Annotated in this window: 19 protein-coding genes; 12 read left to right on the forward strand and 7 right to left on the reverse strand. The window is 65.5% G+C overall.

The genetic code is table 11. From position 1 onward, the window contains the following. The 6 genes from VNM24_14010 to ftsB form a co-directional block, all read left to right on the forward strand. The coding region (locus VNM24_14010; GenBank protein HWQ39697.1) for a putative PEP-binding protein at window positions 1-1,052 on the forward strand (1,052 nt) is incomplete at its 5' end. A 70-nt stretch (window positions 1,053-1,122) separates the two neighbouring features. After that, entirely contained in the window at window positions 1,123-2,796 is a 1,674-nt protein-coding gene (locus VNM24_14015; protein HWQ39698.1) for a CTP synthase, read from the forward strand. An 11-nt stretch (window positions 2,797-2,807) separates the two neighbouring features. Continuing rightward, window positions 2,808-3,047, forward strand: a complete 240-nt coding sequence (locus tag VNM24_14020) for a hypothetical protein (GenBank protein ID HWQ39699.1) — start codon at window positions 2,808-2,810, stop codon at window positions 3,045-3,047. Continuing rightward, window positions 3,044-3,883: a 3-deoxy-8-phosphooctulonate synthase gene (gene kdsA / locus VNM24_14025; GenBank protein HWQ39700.1), complete on the forward strand. Its 840-nt coding sequence runs from the start codon at window positions 3,044-3,046 to the stop codon at window positions 3,881-3,883. Before VNM24_14020 ends, kdsA begins: the two co-directional genes overlap by 4 nt. 25 nt (window positions 3,884-3,908) lie before the next feature. Then, window positions 3,909-5,192 (forward strand): phosphopyruvate hydratase, encoded by a 1,284-nt coding sequence (gene eno, locus VNM24_14030; GenBank protein HWQ39701.1) that lies wholly within the window; start codon window positions 3,909-3,911, stop codon window positions 5,190-5,192. Continuing rightward, on the forward strand, window positions 5,192-5,488 hold the full coding sequence (ftsB, locus tag VNM24_14035) for a cell division protein FtsB (GenBank protein HWQ39702.1): 297 nt from the start codon (window positions 5,192-5,194) through the stop codon (window positions 5,486-5,488). Before eno ends, ftsB begins: the two co-directional genes overlap by 1 nt. A gap of 144 nt (window positions 5,489-5,632) precedes the next feature. On the opposite strand, the gene mobA is transcribed toward ftsB, so the two are convergent. Beyond that, the gene (gene mobA / locus VNM24_14040) at window positions 5,633-6,223 is read right to left on the reverse strand and encodes a molybdenum cofactor guanylyltransferase MobA (protein HWQ39703.1); all 591 of its coding nucleotides are present in this window, start codon (window positions 6,221-6,223) and stop codon (window positions 5,633-5,635) included. Between the two features lie 94 nt (window positions 6,224-6,317). Then, entirely contained in the window at window positions 6,318-7,136 is an 819-nt protein-coding gene (locus VNM24_14045; protein HWQ39704.1) for a formate dehydrogenase accessory sulfurtransferase FdhD, read from the reverse strand. Window positions 7,137-7,328: 192 nt separating this feature from the next. On the opposite strand from VNM24_14045, the gene VNM24_14050 reads away from it, so the two are divergent. Genes VNM24_14050 through can form a run of 3 tightly spaced genes read left to right on the forward strand, consistent with a single transcriptional unit; the run spans window position 7,329 to window position 12,607 of the window. Then, complete coding sequence (locus tag VNM24_14050; protein HWQ39705.1) at window positions 7,329-9,008, forward strand: NAD(P)H-dependent oxidoreductase subunit E; 1,680 nt, start codon at window positions 7,329-7,331, stop codon at window positions 9,006-9,008. 52 nt (window positions 9,009-9,060) lie between these two features. Then, window positions 9,061-11,862 carry a formate dehydrogenase subunit alpha gene (gene fdhF / locus VNM24_14055; GenBank protein ID HWQ39706.1) on the forward strand — a complete coding sequence of 934 codons (2,802 nt, stop codon included), beginning with the start codon at window positions 9,061-9,063 and terminating at the stop codon, window positions 11,860-11,862. Window positions 11,863-11,917: 55 nt separating this feature from the next. Beyond that, on the forward strand, window positions 11,918-12,607 hold the full coding sequence (can, locus tag VNM24_14060) for a carbonate dehydratase (protein HWQ39707.1): 690 nt from the start codon (window positions 11,918-11,920) through the stop codon (window positions 12,605-12,607). Window positions 12,608-12,860: 253 nt separating this feature from the next. Here the strand turns inward: can and msrB are convergent, their stop codons facing one another. From msrB to moaA, 3 genes are all read right to left on the reverse strand, one after another. Beyond that, a complete protein-coding gene (gene msrB / locus VNM24_14065) occupies window positions 12,861-13,262 on the reverse strand; it encodes a peptide-methionine (R)-S-oxide reductase MsrB (GenBank protein HWQ39708.1) in 402 nt (133 codons plus the stop codon). Between the two features lie 25 nt (window positions 13,263-13,287). Beyond that, entirely contained in the window at window positions 13,288-14,559 is a 1,272-nt protein-coding gene (gene glp / locus VNM24_14070) for a gephyrin-like molybdotransferase Glp (GenBank protein HWQ39709.1), read from the reverse strand. A 211-nt stretch (window positions 14,560-14,770) separates the two neighbouring features. Next, on the reverse strand, window positions 14,771-15,808 hold the full coding sequence (gene moaA / locus VNM24_14075; GenBank protein HWQ39710.1) for a GTP 3',8-cyclase MoaA: 1,038 nt from the start codon (window positions 15,806-15,808) through the stop codon (window positions 14,771-14,773). 119 nt (window positions 15,809-15,927) lie between these two features. Here moaA and VNM24_14080 point away from each other — a divergent pair, with 119 nt between their 5' ends. Genes VNM24_14080 through VNM24_14090 form a run of 3 tightly spaced genes read left to right on the forward strand, consistent with a single transcriptional unit; the run spans window position 15,928 to window position 18,056 of the window. After that, window positions 15,928-16,698 carry a substrate-binding domain-containing protein gene (locus tag VNM24_14080; GenBank protein ID HWQ39711.1) on the forward strand — a complete coding sequence of 257 codons (771 nt, stop codon included), beginning with the start codon at window positions 15,928-15,930 and terminating at the stop codon, window positions 16,696-16,698. A gap of 6 nt (window positions 16,699-16,704) precedes the next feature. Beyond that, window positions 16,705-17,403 carry an ABC transporter permease gene (locus VNM24_14085; protein ID HWQ39712.1) on the forward strand — a complete coding sequence of 233 codons (699 nt, stop codon included), beginning with the start codon at window positions 16,705-16,707 and terminating at the stop codon, window positions 17,401-17,403. After that, window positions 17,400-18,056, forward strand: a complete 657-nt coding sequence (locus VNM24_14090) for an energy-coupling factor ABC transporter ATP-binding protein (protein HWQ39713.1) — start codon at window positions 17,400-17,402, stop codon at window positions 18,054-18,056. Before VNM24_14085 ends, VNM24_14090 begins: the two co-directional genes overlap by 4 nt. Here the strand turns inward: VNM24_14090 and VNM24_14095 are convergent. Continuing rightward, entirely contained in the window at window positions 18,047-18,532 is a 486-nt protein-coding gene (locus VNM24_14095; protein HWQ39714.1) for a hypothetical protein, read from the reverse strand. The genes VNM24_14090 and VNM24_14095 overlap by 10 nt on opposite strands. Beyond that, a complete protein-coding gene (locus VNM24_14100; GenBank protein HWQ39715.1) occupies window positions 18,529-18,876 on the reverse strand; it encodes a DUF6152 family protein in 348 nt (115 codons plus the stop codon). The genes VNM24_14095 and VNM24_14100 overlap by 4 nt, the downstream gene beginning before the upstream one ends. Window positions 18,877-18,887 lie beyond the last annotated feature (11 nt).

The raw sequence follows: 18,887 nt of genomic DNA on the forward strand, positions 1-18,887 counted from the left end.
CCCACGTCACCGTGTCCTGCGCCGAAGGTGACACCGGTTATGTCTACCAGGGCATCCTCGACGTCGAGGTGATGCGGATCAAGCTGGACCAGCTGCCGGCGATACCGGTGAAGATCGCGATGAACGTCGGCAATCCGGAACTCGCCTTCGATTTCCAACGCCTGCCCAACGCGGGCGTCGGTCTGGCCCGGCTGGAGTTCATCATCGCCCGCATGATCGGCATTCACCCCAAGGCGGCCCTGACGTATCCCGACCTGCCGGAGCAGATCAAGGCGCAGGTCGAGGCGCAATCCTCCGGCTACGCGAATCCAGCCGGCTTCTACGTGGAAAAGCTGACCGAGGGCATCGCAACCCTGGGTGCCGCGTTCTTTCCCAAGCCCGTGATCGTCCGGCTGTCGGACTTCAAGTCCAACGAATACTCCAGCCTGATCGGCGGCAAGCTCTACGAGCCGGTGGAGGAGAATCCGATGCTCGGCTTCCGTGGCGCCTCGCGCTACATCGCGGAGAGTTTTCGCGACTGCTTCGAGCTCGAGTGCCGCGCGCTGAAGAAGGCTCGCGACGAGATGGGGCTGACCAACATCGAAGTCATGGTGCCCTTCGTGCGCACCGTCGAGGAGGCGCGGCAGGTGGTCGACCTGCTCGCCGCAAACGGCCTGCAGCGCGGCCACAACGGTCTGCGAATCATCATGATGTGCGAAATCCCGTCCAATGCGGTGCTGGCCGATCAGTTTCTGCAGTACTTCGACGGCTTCTCGATCGGCTCGAACGACATGACACAGCTCACGCTCGGGCTGGACCGCGATTCCGGCATCGTCGCCGGACAGTTCGACGAGCGCGACCCGGCGGTGAAGCAGCTGCTGCATCTCGCCATCCAGGCCTGCCGCCGTGCCGGAAAGTACGCGGGCATCTGCGGCCAGGGGCCCTCCGACCATCCGGACTTCGCGCAGTGGCTGATGAGCGAGGGCATCGAAACCATTTCCCTGAACCCGGATACGGTGGTCGATACGTGGCTCTACCTGGGCAAGCATCGAGCGGCGCAAGCAGCGGCGTGACGCGCGCGCCGCCTGTTGCGGCGTTGCGGAATGCGCTATCATTCCGCATGCGTTGCGTGTCCGGCACGGCATGACCAAATTCATCTTTGTCACCGGCGGCGTCGTCTCCTCGCTGGGCAAAGGCATCGCCTCCGCGTCGCTGGCGGCAATCCTCGAGTCGCGCGGCATCAAGCTCACCCTCCTCAAGCTCGATCCCTACATCAACGTCGATCCCGGGACGATGAGCCCCTTCCAGCACGGGGAGGTGTTCGTCACCGAGGACGGCGCGGAGACCGATCTCGATCTGGGCCACTACGAGCGCTTCGTCAACGTCAGGATGTCGAAGCGCAACAACTTCACCACCGGCCAGATCTACGAAAGCGTGATCCGCAAGGAGCGTCGCGGCGATTACCTCGGCGGCACGGTGCAGGTGATCCCGCATATCACCGACGAGATCAAGCACTTCATTCGCATGGGCGCGGGCGACGCGCACGTGGCCCTGGTCGAGATCGGCGGGACCGTAGGCGACATCGAGTCGCTGCCGTTCCTGGAAGCCGCCCGGCAGATGAGCATCCAGCTGGGCAAGCACAACACGTGCTTCATTCATCTCACGCTGCTGCCCTACATCCCGTCGGCCGGGGAGATCAAGACCAAGCCGACCCAGCACTCGGTCAAGGAACTGCGCGAGATCGGCATTCAGCCCGACGTGCTGCTGTGCCGCGCCGACCGCGAGATCCCGGAGAACGAGAAGCGCAAGATCGCGCTGTTCACCAACGTGGAGGAAGCGGCGGTCATCTCCGCGGTGGACGTCGATTGCATCTACAAGATTCCCGGCCTGCTGCACAGCCAGGGTCTGGACGACATCGTGCTCAAGAAGCTCGACATCCAGGCCCCTCCGGCCGATCTGTCGTCCTGGGACCGGCTGGTCTACCAGCTGGAGCACCCCGGCCATTCTGTCGATATCGCGCTGGTGGGCAAATACGTCGATCTCACCGAGTCCTACAAATCGCTGTCCGAAGCCCTGGTGCACGCCGGCATCCACACGGGTTCACGAATCAACATCCATTACGTCGATTCCGAAGACATCGAGCGCGACGGTGTGGCTTCCCTTTCCGGCATGGATGCGGTCTTGGTGCCGGGCGGCTTCGGCAAGCGCGGCGTGGAAGGCAAGATCAAGGCGATTCGCCATGCGCGCGAGAACAAAATTCCGTATCTGGGGATCTGCCTGGGCATGCAGCTCGCCGTGATCGAATTCGCCCGCAACGTGGCCAGCCTGCCCGGCGCCCACAGCACGGAGTTCGAGCCCGATACGCCTTATCCGGTGATCGCGCTCATTACCGAGTGGATGACGCGCGAGGGCCGGCGCGAAGTGCGCGATGAGCGCTCCGACCTCGGCGGCACCATGCGGCTGGGCGGCCAGGAAGCGATCCTGCTTCCCGGAACCAGGGCGCGGGAGATCTATGGTGCGGAACGGATCACAGAGCGGCACCGCCACCGCTACGAAGTCAACAACCAGTTCCTGCCGGTGCTCAAGGAGGCCGGACTGAAGGTTTCGGCCATGTCGCCGCGCGAAGGTCTGTGCGAAATGATCGAGCTGCCGGACCATCCGTGGTTTATCGGTTGCCAGTTTCATCCGGAATTCACCTCCACGCCGCGCGCCGGTCATGCGCTGTTCAAGGCGTTCATTCGCGCCGCGCTGGAGCACCAGCAACGGCGCCACCTGACCTCGACCGCACGCGAATCGCGCGTGCAAAGCCTCGCCTGAAGCCGGGTGCCATGAAGATCGAGCGCCACGCCGGCCGGGACCATCCGGCCGGTCCCGCATTACCCGGCGTTGATCGCTGCAGCGCGGTTGGCGGCAGCCGCAAGAAGCTCTGCGGCTTCGATGTGGGGCTGGATCGGCCGATTTTCCTGATCGCCGGGAGCGCCGCAGCGCGGAGCAGGGGTCCCGAAGCGGTGTTCGGGGATGCGACCGTGAAGGCGCTCTTGGGGCCGGGGGCACGGGTGCGGCCATGAAGCTCTGCGGCTTCGATGTGGGGCTGGACCGGCCGATTTTCCTGATCGCCGGCCCCTGTGTGATCGAGTCGCGCGAGCTGGCGTTCGACGTCGCGGGCAAGCTCAAGGAAATCACCGCAGCGCTCGGGATGCCGTTCATCTTCAAGGCCTCCTACGACAAGGCCAACCGTAGCTCCGGCAAGTCGTTTCGCGGGCCGGGCATGCAACGCGGCCTGCAAGTACTGGCCGACGTGCGCCGCCAGATCGGCGTGCCGGTCCTGACCGACGTGCACAGTGAAGCCGAGGTGGCCGAGGTTGCCGCCGCGGTCGACGTTCTCCAGACACCGGCGTTCTTGTGCCGCCAGACCGATTTCATTCACGCCGTGGCCTCGGCCGGCAAACCGGTCAACATCAAGAAAGGCCAGTTCCTCGCGCCGCACGAGATGAAGAACGTGGTGGAGAAGGCGCGTGAAGCCAGCGGGCAGGACAACATCCTGGTGTGCGAGCGCGGCGCCTCGTTCGGCTACAACAACCTGATCTCCGACATGCGCTCGCTCGCGATCATGCGCGACACCGGCTGTCCGGTTGTGTTCGATGCCACGCACTCGGTGCAGCTTCCGGGCGGACAGGGGTCTTCGAGCGGCGGCCAGCGCGAGTTCGTGCCGGTACTGGCCCGGGCGGCAGTGGCGAGCGGCGTCTCGGGCGTGTTCATGGAGACGCATCCGAATCCGGAAAAGGCGCTGTCCGACGGCCCCAACGCCTGGCCCTTGCCGCTGATGCGACCTTTGCTCGAAACGCTGAAAAGCCTGGACGAACTGGTCAAACGCCAAGGCTTCGCCGAAGCTCTGCTGAAGTGATCGATCTGGAGAACAAGGAAAACGCATGAGTTCGATCGTCGATGTCGTCGCCCGCGAAATCCTGGACTCGCGCGGCAATCCGACCGTGGAAGCGGACGTGCTGCTCGAATCGGGCGTGAGCGGCCGCGCTGCCGTGCCCTCGGGCGCCTCGACCGGAAGTCGCGAAGCCATCGAGCTGCGCGACGGCGATCAGGGGCGCTACCTCGGCAAGGGCGTGCTCAAGGCGGTGGAACACATCAACACCGAGGTCTGCGAAGCGATTGTCGGGCTGGACGCGATCGAACAGGCGTTCATCGACCAGACGTTGATAGAACTGGACGGGACGGAAAACAAATCGCGACTGGGCGCCAACGCACTGCTCGCGGTTTCGCTGGCCGTGGCCAAGGCGGCGGCGGAAGAATCCGGGCTGCCGCTGTACCGCTATCTGGGCGGCGCCGGCCGCATGCAGCTGCCAGTGCCCATGATGAACGTGATCAACGGCGGGGCGCACGCCAACAACAGCCTCGACTTGCAGGAGTTCATGATCATTCCCCTGGGCGCCGCGAGCTTTCGTGAAGCGCTTCGCTGGGGGGCGGAGATTTTCCATGCCTTGCGCAAGCTGATCGACAAGCGCGGCATGCCCACCACGGTCGGCGACGAGGGCGGATTTGCCCCGAATCTGCCGAACAACGAGGCCGCGCTGAAACTGATCCTGGAGGCGATCGAGGCGGCGGGCTATGCGCCTGGCTCGCAGGTGTCGATCGGGCTCGATTGCGCGAGCTCGGAGTTTTTCGCCAACGGCAAGTACGAACTGGCGTCGGACGGCAGGAAGCTCACGGCTGCGGAGCTGGCAGACTATCTGGAGGACTGGGTCGCGAAGTATCCGATCGTTTCGATCGAGGACGGCATGGCGGAGAGCGACTGGGAAGGCTGGAAGCTCTTGACCAGAAAGCTGGGCGGGAAAGTGCAGCTGGTCGGCGACGACCTCTTCGTGACCAACACCAAGATCCTTGCGCAGGGGATCAGCCAGGGCGTAGCCAACGCCGTTCTCATCAAGATCAACCAGATCGGCACGCTGACCGAGACCCTTGCCGCGATCGAAATGGCCAAGCGCGCCGGCTATGGCGCGGTGGTGTCGCATCGCTCGGGAGAAACCGAGGACACTTTCATCGCCGATCTCGCGGTGGGCACCAACGCCTTGCAGATCAAGACGGGATCGCTCTCGCGCTCGGACCGCCTGGCCAAGTACAACCAGCTTCTGCGCATCGAGGAAGACCTGGGCGATTCGGCCAGCTATGCAGGGCGCGGCGCGTTCCGCGACATCCGCTGATGCGCCTCCTGGCCGTCGTGCTGCTCGTGCTGATCGCGGCGCTCCAGTATCCGCTGTGGCTGGGCAAGGGCGGCTGGCTCACCGTGTGGCGTCTGGACCGTCAGATCGAGGCGCAGCGCGAGAGCAACCGTGCCATGGCCGTGCGCAACCAGGCACTGGCGGCCGAAGTGCGCGATCTGAAAGAGGGGTTCGAGGCGATCGAGGAGCGGGCGCGGGCTGAGCTGGGGATGATCCGGAAGGACGAGATCTTCTTTCAGCTCCTCGATCCCAAGCCCTCTGCACCCTCTTCGCGCTAGCGGGAGGACTTACCACCAAGGCAGCGAGAAAGATCAGGAGTCGATCCCGGTCTTTCACCGTTTTCCTTCTGGGCTGAGGTGTCGGTCGCTGATCCACTCGTGTGGCGTTGCGTCTTGCCATCCGAGCTTTTTTCGTCCGGGTGGTTACTCCGTGTTCCCGGGTGGTCGTGCTGCGCTGTGCAACAGTTCCGCGGCGCGCAGCTCCTCGAGCGTGTTGAAGTTGCCGAAAGCCTTCGGCTGATCGTCGAAGGCGACTTCGGCCACCCGCAGCGTCGCGTACCAGGCATCGATTTTCCTGCCACCTTCCGCCAGAAAGCGCTCGAGATGTGCAAGCAGGTCGCGACGCGCCACGCAGAACACCGGGTGCGGCTGGCTGCCTGTTTTCGCCACGGCGAGCTGTGCCTGCCCCGAGCGAACCGGGTGGGTGAGGCGCGCCACGAGATCCGGCGGCAGAAAAGGCGAGTCGCAAGGCACCGTAGCCACCAGCGGCGAGCGCGCTTCCTTCATTCCCCGGTGCAGTCCCGCCAGAGGCCCTGCAAAGCCGCCGATCTCGTCGGCAACGACGCGATGGCCGTAGACGGCGTAACGCTCCAGGTTCTGGTTGGCGTTGACGAGGATTTCGTCAACCTGGGGCGCGAGACGTTCCAGTACCCATTCGATCATCGGCCGGCCGCCAAAGGGCTGCAGCCCTTTGTCGGCTCCGCCCATGCGCCGTCCCAGCCCGCCCGCGAGGATGACCCCGGTGACCGACGGCGCGGCGCCGCAGTAAAGGGTGGCGTGCGACGAGCGAGAAGATGCGGTTGGACCTGTTCCCGTCACTGGTCACCCATCACGGCTTTTCAAACCGTTGTACCCCCGTGAACAGCAAGTAATGCTTGCCGGTTGCGCGCCCGATCATCGTGAGATCGACCTTGGCAGCGATCTCGTAGCCCATCCGGGTTAATCCGGAGCGCGATACCAGGATCGGCACTCGCATCTGGGCGCACTTGATCACCATCTCGGAGGTGAGCCGGCCGGTGGTATAGAACACCTTGTCCTCACCGCTCACCCCGTCGAGCCACATCATCCCGGCGATCGCGTCCACTGCGTTGTGCCGGCCGACGTCCTCTACGAAGTAGAGGATCTCGCTCTGCCGGGCGAGTGCGCAGCCGTGCACCGCGCCCGCCTGCTTGTAGATCGTTTCCCGCTTGCGCACTTCGTCGAGCAGCGCATAAAGCGACGCTTCGCTCAGTTTCGCGCTGCGCGACAGCTGCACGGCCGCGATTTCACCCATCAGGTCACCAAACACCGTGCCCTGTCCGCAGCCGGTGGTGACCGTGCGCCGGTCCAGTTTCGAGGGCAGGTCGGCGATGCCCCCGCGGGTGACGATCGCGCAGGCGTTGGTATCCCAGTCGACCTGAACCGAAGCGATCTCCTCGAGCGAGCGCACCAGCCGCTGGTTGCGCAGGTAGCCGATCGCCAGGGCTTCCGGGGCCTGGCCCAGCGTCATCAGGGTGACGATCTCGCGCTTGTCCACATAGAGCGTCAACGGCAGCTCGCCGGCGATGTCGGTGGGAACGGTCTCGCCCCGTTCGTTGCGCGCCGGCACGGTGTGGGTCAGCGCCCGTCTGGCCTGGGTCAGCACCGGGCGCGGAGGCGAGGAGTGCATGGGCATGAACGAATGAGCGCTCGTGTACGTGTGGGCGGGACAGGATACGTTATCCCAATTCGTCGCTGTGCGGAGGGGTCTGCGCCGCCGCTCGGGTATGATGAATCCGGGACGCAACGCTCAGAGCCCCTGCGCGGCACGGGGTGCAACGCGTTCCAGCAGGTAGCGGGCAGCTTCCAGGTGAGCACACCGATTCAGCGCATCCCATTCCCCGCGCCGGCACGGCGCGACCCCGGCCGGCGCAAAGGCCGTCCGGTGGATCCCGTGGCGCTGCGCGAGGTCCGTGCCGTGCTGGGCGAAGCACCGCGCCGGCACGACCTGCTGATCGAGTTCCTGCACGGGATCCAGGACCGCTACGGCTGCCTGTCGGCCGCGCATCTGGCGGCGCTGGCCGAAGAGCTGCGGCTGTCGCTGGCCGAGGTCTATGAAGTGGCCACGTTCTATCACCACTTCGACGTGGTCAGGGAGGGCGAACCGCGCCCGCCGCCGCTCACGGTCAGAGTGTGCGATTCGCTCTCGTGCGAGATCGCGGGCGCCGGCGCGCTGCTCGAGCGCCTTCCCGCCGTGCTCGGTCGCGAGGTGCGCGTGCTGGGTGCGCCCTGTGTCGGACGCTGCGCCGCGGCGCCCGTCGTCGTCGTGCATCAGCATCCGGTCGAGCGCGCGACCGTCGAAAAGGTCGCGCACGCGGTCAGAAACCGACTGCGCAACTGTCCAGTGGCGCCGTACCTGAGCTATGGTCGATACCGCAAGGAGGGCGGCTACCGGCTGCTTCGAGATTGTCTGGACGGCGCCATGGACCGGGAGAAGCTCTTCGGCATCATCGAGCGTTCGGGTTTGCGCGGACTGGGCGGCGCCGGCTTTCCGGCCGCGCGCAAATGGCGCATCGTCTGGAACGAGCCGGCGCCGCGCCTCATGGCGGTCAACATCGACGAGGGCGAGCCCGGCACGTTCAAGGATCGCCACTATCTGGAACGCGATCCGCACCGCTGCCTGGAAGGAATCCTGGTGGCGGCCTGGGCCACGGGCTGCAGCGCGGTCTATCTCTATCTGCGCGACGAATATGCGGGCTGCCGGCTGATCCTGGAGAAGGAGCTGGCGGCATTGCAGGCTGACCCGCCGTGCGCGGTGCCGCCCATGCACTTGCGGCGCGGGGCGGGCGCGTATATCTGCGGCGAGGAGTCGGCGATGATCGAGTCGATCGAAGGCAAGCGCGGCATGCCACGGCTGCGACCGCCTTACGTCGCGCAGGTCGGCCTTTTCGGGCGGCCCACCCTCGAGCACAACCTGGAAACCTGCTACTGGGTGCGCGAGATCGTCGAGCGGGGCGCGGAATGGTTCGCCTCGCAGGGACGGCGCGGGCGCAGCGGGCTGCGCTCTTTTTCGGTGTCGGGCCGTGTCAAGAGACCCGGGGTGCATCTCGCGCCGGCCGGGATCACCGTCAAAGAGCTGATCGACGAGTATTGCGGCGGCATGCTGGACGGGCACAGCTTCTACGCCTACCTTCCGGGCGGCGCCTCCGGAGGGATTCTGCCCGCCGCGCTGGGCGACGTTGCGCTCGATTTCGACACGCTCGCGCCCTACGGTTGTTTCATCGGCTCGGCGGCGATCATCGTGCTCTCCGACCACGACAAGGCCTGGCTCGCGGCGCGCAACCTGATGAAGTTCTTCCGCGACGAGTCCTGCGGCCGATGCACGCCGTGCCGGGTGGGGACCGAGAAGGCGCTGGCGCTGATCCGGACCAGCGCCTGGGACCGGTCGCTGTTGAACGAGTTGTCGCAGGCGATGGCAGACGCGTCGATCTGTGGTCTGGGACAGGCGGCACCCAATCCGCTGCTCAGTGTGATGAAATACTTTTCGCACGAGCTCGAGTGAATCGTCGGAACGCAACGTCACGACAAAGGCACTGAAGGCAAAGGAGCACGCCATGCCGGTGAGCGGTACGATGCATGGGTCGATCTCATTCAAGCTCAACGGCACCGAGGTTCATGCGGTTGCCGGACAGACCATCATCGAGGTCGCGAGGTGCCACGGCATGGAGATTCCCTCTCTGTGCTACAAGCCGGGCTACCGTCCCGACGGCAACTGCCGCGCCTGTGTGGTCGAGATCAAGGGCGAGCGCGTGCTGGCGCCTTCGTGCTGCCGCCATCCGGCCGCGGGAATGGAAGTCGAGACCGCCAGCCCGCGGGTGCTGGCGTCGCAGAAGATGGTGCTCGAGCTGCTGCTTGCCGACATGCCGGACGCGCAGTATCGGCTCGACTCCGAGCTCATTCGCTGGAAACGCAAACTGGGTATCGGTCGGCCGCGATTCGCGCCGCGCGAACAGCCGGCGGCGGACCTCTCGCACCCGGCGATCGCGGTCAACCTCGACGCCTGCATCCAGTGCACGCGTTGCGTGCGCGCCTGCCGGGAAGAGCAGGTCAACGACGTCATCGGCTACGCTTATCGTGGCGGGCGCTCGAAGATCGTGTTCGATTTCGGCGATCCGATGGGAAACTCCACATGCGTGGCTTGCGGAGAGTGCGTTCAGGCCTGCCCGACCGGTGCACTGATGCCGGCGAACAACGTCGGCATGCAGCCGATCGACAAGACGGTGGAGTCGGTGTGCCCGTACTGCGGCGTGGGCTGCCGGCTCGCCTATCACGTCAAGGACAACCGGATCCTCTACGTCACAGGCAAGGACGGTCCGGCCAACCGCGGGCGCCTTTGCGTCAAGGGTCGCTACGGCTTCGACTACGTGCACAACCCGCAGCGGCTCCTCAAGCCGCTCATCCGCAAGCCTGGCGTGCCGAAAAGCCGGGACTTCGTGGTCGACCCGGCGCGCTGGCAGGAGGTGTTCCGCGAAGCGAGCTGGGAGGAGGCGCTCGACCTGGCGGCGGGCCGGCTGAGGGAAATCCGCGACAGCCACGGCAGGTACGCGCTGGCCGGGTTCGGCTCCGCCAAGGGCAGCAACGAGGAAGCGTACCTGTTCCAGAAGCTGGTGCGCACCGGGTTCGGCTCGAACAACGTCGATCACTGCACCCGGCTGTGCCACGCTTCCTCGGTGGCGGCGCTGCTTGAAGGAATCGGCTCGGGCGCGGTGTCCAACCCGGTGAACGATTGCCGCAACGCCGAGGTGATCTTCGTGATCGGGGCGAATCCGGCCGGCAACCATCCGGTGGCCGCTACGTGGTTCAAGAATGCGGCCAAGAAGGGCGCGAAGCTGATCGTCGCCGACCCGCGTCACACCGAACTTGCCCGGCACGCGACCTGGTTCCTGCAGTTCCGGCCCGATACGGACGTCGCGCTGCTCAACGCGATGATGCACGTCATCGTGCACGAGGGATTGATCGATCGGGCGTTCATCGCCAGCCGCACCATCGGCTTCGAGGACCTGAAAGCCAACGTCGAGGGCTATGGCCCGGAAGCGATGGCGCCGGTGTGCGGGATCCCTCCCGCGACGATCAGGACCGTGGCGCGCGCCTATGCGACTTCGCGGGCCTCCATGATCTTCTGGGGCATGGGAATCTCCCAGCACGTGCACGGCACCGACAACGCCCGCTGCCTGATCGCGCTGGCCTTGATGACCGGCCAGATCGGTCGTCCGGGCACCGGTCTGCACCCGCTGCGCGGACAGAACAACGTGCAGGGCGCCTCCGACGCGGGGCTGATCCCGATGATGCTGCCCGATTATCACCGCGTGGATGACGAACGGTTGCGCGCGCGCTACGAACAGCTGTGGGGCACCGCACTGGATCCCAAGCCCGGATTGACCGTGGTGGAAGTCATGAAGGCCGCGCTCGAGCGCGACATCCGCGGCATGTACATCATGGGGGAAAACCCCGCCATGTCCGACCCCGATCTGAATCACGCGCGCCAGGCGCTGGCTGGTCTCGACTGGCTGGTCGTGCAGGACATTTTCCTCACCGAGACCGCCTATCTGGCCGACGTAGTGCTGCCGGCCAGCGCCTGGCCCGAGAAGACGGGTACCGTGACCAATACCGATCGCATGGTCCAGCTCGGACGCGGGGCAATCGAGCCTCCGGGCGAGGCCAGGCCCGACCTGTGGATCATCCAGGAGATGGCGCGCCGCCTCGGCCTGGACTGGCGTTACCGGGGCCCGGAGAGCGGTGTGGCCGAGGTTTTCGACGAGATGCGCCGCGCCATGCCTTCGATCGCGGGGATCACGTGGCAACGGCTGGAACGCGAATCGTGCGTGACCTATCCCTGTGCGCATGAGCGCGATCCCGGACAGCCCGTGGTGTTCGGCGAACGGTTTCCCACGCCGACCGGCAAGGGCCGCTTCGTCCCGGTGAGCATCATTCCCGCGGCCGAGCAGCCCGACGGCGATTATCCGCTGGTGCTGATCACCGGCCGGCAGCTGGAGCACTGGCACACCGGCGCGATGACCCGCCGCTCCTCGGTTCTGGACGCGATCGAACCGGAGCCGACCGCTTCGCTAAATCCGTCCGATCTCGCCCGCATGGAGATCCGACCGGGCGAGCCGATCACGGTGGCGTCGCGGCGCGGGAAGATCGCGCTCTACGCGCGCGCCGATGAAGCCACACCGCCCGGCGCGGTGTTCATTCCGTTCTGCTTCTACGAAGCGGCGGCCAATCTGCTGACCAACCCGGTGCTCGATCCCTTCGGCAAGATTCCTGAATTCAAGTACTGTGCAGTGCGCGTGGACAAAGGCGGGCAGTTGCCCGCCACCCGACTTTACGGCGGCAGCGCTGTCGCTTCGCGCTGATCCGGGAAGTGGGCGAGGGAGATAGAGAGTGATTCGACTTTGCGATTGAACGAGAATGGACGATCTCAGTCATCTGCTGAAAAACAACCGAGCCTGGGCCGAAGGCATACGGCGCGCGGAGCCGGACTTCTTCGACCGGCTCTCGCGCATCCAGACGCCCGACTACCTGTGGATCGGCTGTTCCGACAGCCGCGTGCCCGCCAACCAGATCACCGGGCTTGCTCCTGGCGAGGTCTTCGTGCATCGCAATGTCGCCAACGTGGTGGTGCATTCGGATCTGAACTGTCTCTCGGTGCTGCAGTATGCGGTGGACGTGCTGAAGGTGAAACACGTCATTGTTTGCGGCCACTACGGTTGCGGTGGTGTGATCGCGGCGCACGATCGCTTGAAGCTCGGCCTCATCGACAACTGGCTGCGGCACGTGCAGGACATCGCGCAGAAGCACCACGGTCAGCTCGCCTTGCTGAGCGACCGGGAGCAGCGCCTGCAGCGCTTGTGCGAGCTCAACGTCGTCGAGCAGGTGTTCAACGTGGCCCGCAGCACGGTGCTGCAGGATGCCTGGGCCAGAGGCCAGGCCGTGAGCGTTCACGGCTGGATCTACGGGCTGCGCGACGGCCTGCTGCGCGACCTGCAGATGACGGTGGCCTCGCCGGGGCAACTCGAGGCGCGCTACGAAGCGGCGGTGCAGGCGATCGTGGAGGATCCGGTCAAGGCGGCCTTGCGCGACTCCCGGCTCGGGTTCTGATCGCTCGACCGGGCGGCGCAGCCAACCCTCTCTCGCCGCATTCCCTGGACAGTGCTGCACCGCGCTCTTGACCTGAGCGAGCGGAGCCGAGCAGGAGAAGGGCAATGAACGCGACGCACAGTTCGGCGGCTTGCCGAAGGGCGGGTCGACCTTTGCAAAGCCGAGGTGCTAAGCCGCAGCCAAAGGCACGAAGCCACGAAGAGAAGCGCAAATTGAACGTCCTCCTCCGTGTCCGTCGTGGTTCAGGTGTCTCTCAGGCTTCTTCCTCGGGTTCGAAGCGAAGCGCCACACCGTTGTTGCAGTAGCGCAGTCCGGTCGGCGGCGGACCGTCGTCGAATACGTGTCCCTGGTGGCCGCCGCAGCGCGAGCAATGGTACTCGGTGCGCACCATGAAGAACTTGTGATCCGGGCGCGTCTCCAGCGCGCCGGGAATGGCGGTGAAGAAACTGGGCCAGCCGGTGCCGCTGTCGAATTTCATCTCCGAGCGGAACAGCGGCTGGCCGCAGCCGGCGCACACGAAGGTCCCTTTGCGGTATTCCTTGTTGAGCGGGCTGGTGAAGCGGCGTTCGGTGCCTTCCTCGCGCAGCACATGGTATTGCTCCGGGGTCAGCAGCTTCCTCCATTCCTCTTCCGACCTCGTCACCCTGGTGCTCATAGCTCAAAAGGACTCCGAATCATCTTTAGATCAACCCCTCGAGGAGCTGGACGTCGACGAGGGCACCGGCGTCCAGGTTGCCGGTCTCTGCGGGCAGGATGATGAAGCAGTCGGCCTGACTCATCGAAGAAAGGATTCCCGATCCCTGGTCTCCGGTGGTGCGCACCGTCCATTGTCCGTCGGCGCCGCGCGAAAGAACGCCGCGCTGGAACTCGGTTCGCCCCGCTGCCTTCTTGATCGCCGAGGTGCACCTGACCTTGAGCGTGGGCAGCGGCCTGATTCCGGTCTGTCCCTGCAGGATCAGCAGCGCATCGCGCACGAACTGATAGAAAGTCACCATCACGGCGACCGGATTGCCCGGCAGGCCGAAGAAATGGGCATTGCCGAGCCTGCCGTAGGCGAGCGGCCGGCCGGGCTTCATGGCGATCTTCCAGAACAGGACCTCTCCCAGACGATCGAGGATCTGCTTCACGAAATCCGCTTCCCCGACCGATACTCCGCCACTGGTGATCACCACGTCCGCCGCCCGCGAGGCTTCGGCGAACGCGTGTTCGACTGCCTCCGGCGTGTCGCGAATGACGCCCATGTCCAGCACTTCGCAGCCCAGCCGCACGAGCATGCCGTAGAGGGTGTAGCGGTTGCTGTCGTAAATCTGCCCCGCACCCAGCGGCTGGCCGATCGACACCAGTTCGTCCCCGGTAGAGAAGAAAGCCACCCGCAGCCTGCGATAGACGCAAACCTCGCCGATGCCGAGCGAAGCGAGCAACCCGAGCTCGGCCGCGCGCACGGGTCGTCCTCGTCCGATCGCAACCGCGCCCCGGCGCAAATCCTCGCCTGCGCTGCGAGTATTGGCCCCCTTCTGCGCTACGGAGGTGACGCTAACCCGATCTGCGGAAGGTTTCGCACGCTCCTGCATGATCACGGTGTCCGCACCCGCCGGCATTACCGCACCGGTCATGATGCGCACGGCCTGGCCGGGGCCCACGGTCCCCGCGAACGGTCTGCCGGCAAAAGCGCTGCCCACGACCTGGAGCGTCGTTTCGCCGCCGGGCACGAGATCCGCGAAGCGCACCGCATAGCCGTCCATCGCCGAGTTGTCGTGTTGCGGCACGTCGATCGGGGAAATCACGTCTTCGGCGAGCACGCGTCCGAGCGCAGCCCGGATGTGCACGCGCTCGATGGTCGACACCGGCGCCAGAACGGAGCGGATGAACTCGCGCGCCTTGTCGACCGGCATCGAATTCGGGTCGTAATCCTCCGCGCAGGACAGTTCTCTCAGGCTCTTCGGAAGTTGCATTCTTGAATTACACCATCAAGCAAACCGAGGAAGAGTGAAACACGAAGGCACGAAGCAAGTCCGGATCGGGATTCTCTTGCAGGAATCCGGCCATGGCCGCGACACCGGGCATTCGCATCTGGCGCATGGTTCAGAGGACGCTTTCAGCAGCCTTTTTCTTCGTGTCTTCGTGTTTCGCTCTCGATCCTTTCTTGCCGTAACCGCTTGCCATTTACCCGCCGATGTAGGACATCTCGATCTTGCGCAGCCGCGCGGTCTCGGCCGTGCGGACCTCGGAATAGCGGTCGGCGCGCGTGCGCCAGACGCGGGCGATGATCTCGGCGAGCGCGTCATCCGAGGCGCCGCTGCGCAGCGGCTCGCGCAGATCGGTACCGGCGGTCGCGAACAGGCAGGTGTAGAGCCGGCCCTCGGCCGACAGGCGCGCTCGGGTACAGTCGCGGCAGAACGCCTGGGTCACGGAAGAGATGAAACCGATCTCGCCTTGGCCGTCCCGATAACGCCAGCGCTCGGCGACTTCTCCGCGATAGTTCGGTTCCAGGGATTCGATCGGGAACACCGCGTCGATGCGGGCGACCAGTTCGCGCGAAGGCACGACGTGGTCCATGCGCCAGCCATTGGTGGAGCCCACGTCCATGTATTCGATGAAGCGCAGGATGTGCCCGGTGCCTCGGAAGAACCGCGCCATGTCCACCACCGTGTGGTCATTGACGCCGCGCTTGACCACCATGTTGATCTTGAGCGGCTTCAAGCCGACGCGGTCGGCCTCTTCGATGCCTTCCAGCACCTTCGCGACCGGGAAGCCGACGTCGTTCATGGCGCGGAATACAGCGTCGTCCAGGGAGTCGAGGCTCACCGTCACGCGCCTGAGGCCCGCGTCCTTCAAGGCTTGCGCCTTCTGCTTGAGCAGAGAACCGTTGGTCGTCAGGGTGAGATCGAGACCCGCCTCCCGCGCCAGCAGCTCGATCAGTTTCTCGAGCTGGCGGCGCACCAGCGGCTCGCCGCCGGTGATGCGTACTTTCTCGATACCGTACCCGCGGAACACGCGGACGAGCCGGTGGATCTCGTCGAAGGTCAGCAACTGGGCGCGCTCGAGAAACTGGAAATCGCGCCCGTAGACCTCCTTGGGCATGCAGTAGGTGCAGCGGAAGTTGCAGCGGTCCGTAACCGAGATCCTCAGGTCGCGCAGCGGCCGGCCGCGCACATCGACCAGCGCCGGCTGATCCGGGACGGTTGCAGAGGCTGCGGACATCGGCGTGGCGCGCTCCTCGAGGATCGTTATTCTGCGAGAATGACGAGCATTATATCCAATTGGACACAACGAGGCTCGTGCGCATGCGCCGTCTCTGCGCTCTGTTCGCCGCGTCACTGATGACCCTTCCGGGGGCGCCGGCTCTGGCCCAGCGCGACATCCGGCTGGCGACCACCACCAGCACCGACAACTCCGGTCTGCTGCGCTTTGTGCTGCCGAAGTTCGAGGCCGTGTACGGTGTGCCGGTCCGGGTGATCAGCGTCGGCACCGGCAAGGCCCTGAAAGTGGGCGAGAACGGCGATGTCGACGCGCTGCTGGTGCACTCCCGTCCCGATGAAGAACGTTTCGTGGCCGAAGGCTACGGGGTGAACCGGCGCGAGGTGATGTACAACGACTTCGTCTTGGTGGGACCGGATTCCGACCCTGCGCGCGTGCGGGGCCTGCGCGACGTGCTCGAAGCCTTGCGCCGCATTGCCCAGACAAAGTCCCTGTTCGTGTCGCGCGGCGACGACTCCGGCACGCACAAGATGGAACTGGGATGCTGGCGGGCGCTCGGCATCGACCCGCAGTCGAACCCGAGCTACCGCTCGGCAGGACTGGGTATGGGCGAGGTACTGATGATAGCCTCCGAGCTGCAAGCCTACGCGCTGGCCGACCGGGCCACCGACGCTGCCATGCGCGGCAAGACGGCTCTGTCCGTGCTGGTCGAAGGCGATCCGAAGCTGTTCAACCGGTACGGAATCATCGCGGTGAACCCGGCAAAGCATCCGGGCGTGAACTACGCGGGTGCGATTGCGCTGATCGACTGGATCACCTCCGAGCAAGGGCAGCGGGCGATTGCGGATTTCCGGATACAGGGCCGGCAGGTCTTCTTCCCTTCTGCGAGATAGACGCGAGTGGGGATCGTCGAAACCACCGTCGAAGCGCTGCGGCTGCTGGCGAGCCTGGACCCTGTGCTGTGGGGCGTCGTCTGGGTGTCGCTCAAGGTGTCGGTGGGCGCGCTGCTGCTGATCTCGCCTGTGGCGATCGCGGCGGGCTACCTGCTCGCCGTTCGCCGATTTCCGGGACGCCGTTTGCTGATCGTTCTGACTCAGGCGCTGTTCGCTTTTCCGACTGTGGTCGTGGGGTTGCTGCTCTACATGCTGCTGTCGCGGCAGGGGCCTTTCGGCTCGATGCAACTGCTGTTTACGCAGACCGCGATGGTGATCGGCCAGATGGTGATCGCCGCGCCGATCCTGGTGGCGTTCACGCTCTCGGCGGTGCAGGGCGCCGATCCGCGCGCCCGGGAAACCGCGATCGTGCTGGGCGCCGGAGCGCTGCGGGTTGCATGGACGGTGCTGCGCGAGATGCGTTTCGCCGTGATGGCCGCGGTGTTCAACGGATTCGGGCGAGTGATCTCCGAAGTCGGCTGCTCGCTCATGGTCGGGGGCAACATCGCGGGGCTCACCCGCAACATTCCCACCGCGATCGCGCTCGAGACGACCAAGGGCGAGTTCGCCCAGGGTGTGGCGCTCGGGCTGGTACTGATGGCGCTGGCGCTCGGCGTCAACTTCGCCATGGCCTGGGCACAGGGGGCCGGAGCCCTGCGCCGGTGAACGCGCTCCTCGAAGTCGAGGGCTTGAAGGTGCGGGCGGGCGAGGCGTTGCTCGTCGCCATCGCACGGCTGAAGCTGGAGCGCGGGCGCGGCTATCTGGTGAGCGGGGAGAATGGAGCGGGAAAGACGACGCTGCTGCGCGCCCTGGCCGGGCTCGAACGCGCGCAAGCCGACCGTTTCGTCTTCGATGCGCAGGCGTTTGCGCTCGCGCCTTATCCGAAGGCGCTGCGCCGGCGGATCGCTTTCGTCCACCAGCACCCCTATGTCTTCGACGGCAGCGTAGCGGACAACCTCGCCTACGGACTGCGCGCCGCGGGAATGAGGACGTCCAAGATCGCGGACAGGGTGGCCGATGGCGCGGCGTGGGCCGGGATCGGGCACCTCGCGCAGCGCGACGCGAAGCTGCTCTCGGCGGGCGAGAAACAGCGGCTCGCGCTCGCCCGCGCCCATCTGCTCGCCCCGGAACTCTACCTGCTCGACGAGCCGACCGCGAACCTCGACGAAGAGGGCCGGCGCATCGTGATTTCCCTGATCGAGGCGATCGCGCGCGAGGGCAGAACGCTGCTCATCGCCTGCCACGACCGCGAGCTGCTCGCGCTGCCCGCCGTGGAACGTCTGCACCTGGTGAAGGGGCGCTTGGACGGTCAAACATAAGCGATCGCGCGGCCGCAACCCACGATCGCGATCCACAGCAGCAGCGATACGGTGGCATGCAGCCTGGCGGCCGGCGGCGAGGGCATTCCCATGTCCCAGGTCGCGACCGAACGGTAGGCTCCCAAATGAAACGCGGCGGCATTGGCGCCGGCGCACAGCAGCAGCACCATTTTCAGGATGAAGGCGGGGTTGGACACCAGTGCGGCGGCGTCGGCGAGGAACATGAGCAACCCGGTAGGCACGACCAGGATCAGGCTCGCGGCTGACCAAGGCAGCAGATGCGCGCCCAGCTTGCGTACCGGCAGGCGGTCGGAGAGTCCCAGCACGCGCAGGTCGAACATGACCACCGCGCCCACGAGCACGATGAAACCGAGAATGTGCGCGGTTTCCACTACTGGATAGAGCCACAGGGACTCGCGCATCGCCACCGCGATGGCGACCTCCTGCAGTCTTTCCAGCGGCGTTTCGAGGGTCAACGCAACTCGACCGTCTTACCGTCGATGGTGATGCGTTCGGCACGCATCTCATCGCCGCGCTGACGGCTGGGATAGCCTTCGACGGTCGCCGTCAGGCCGGCCTTGAGCGCATCTCCGGGAATTCCGCGCATGGCCATCCGCGAGGGCGGCGCCAGCACCGCCTCCCAGGTTTTCTCGGCCGTCTTGAGCCTGATCGTGGCATGCGGATAGCTGTAGCTCGCCTCGACGATCGTGCCGGTCAGGACCAAGGTGTGACCGGCGTCGTAGCTGCTCCAGCCGTGGTGTGCCAGTGCGCTGATCGGAACGGCAAGAAAGACTGCGAAGGCAAAGAGGGCTGACTTCATGGCTGTCTAGG

The sequence above is a fragment of the Burkholderiales bacterium genome (assembly GCA_035560005.1).
Lineage (GTDB): Bacteria > Pseudomonadota > Gammaproteobacteria > Burkholderiales > Eutrophovitaceae > DASRFY01.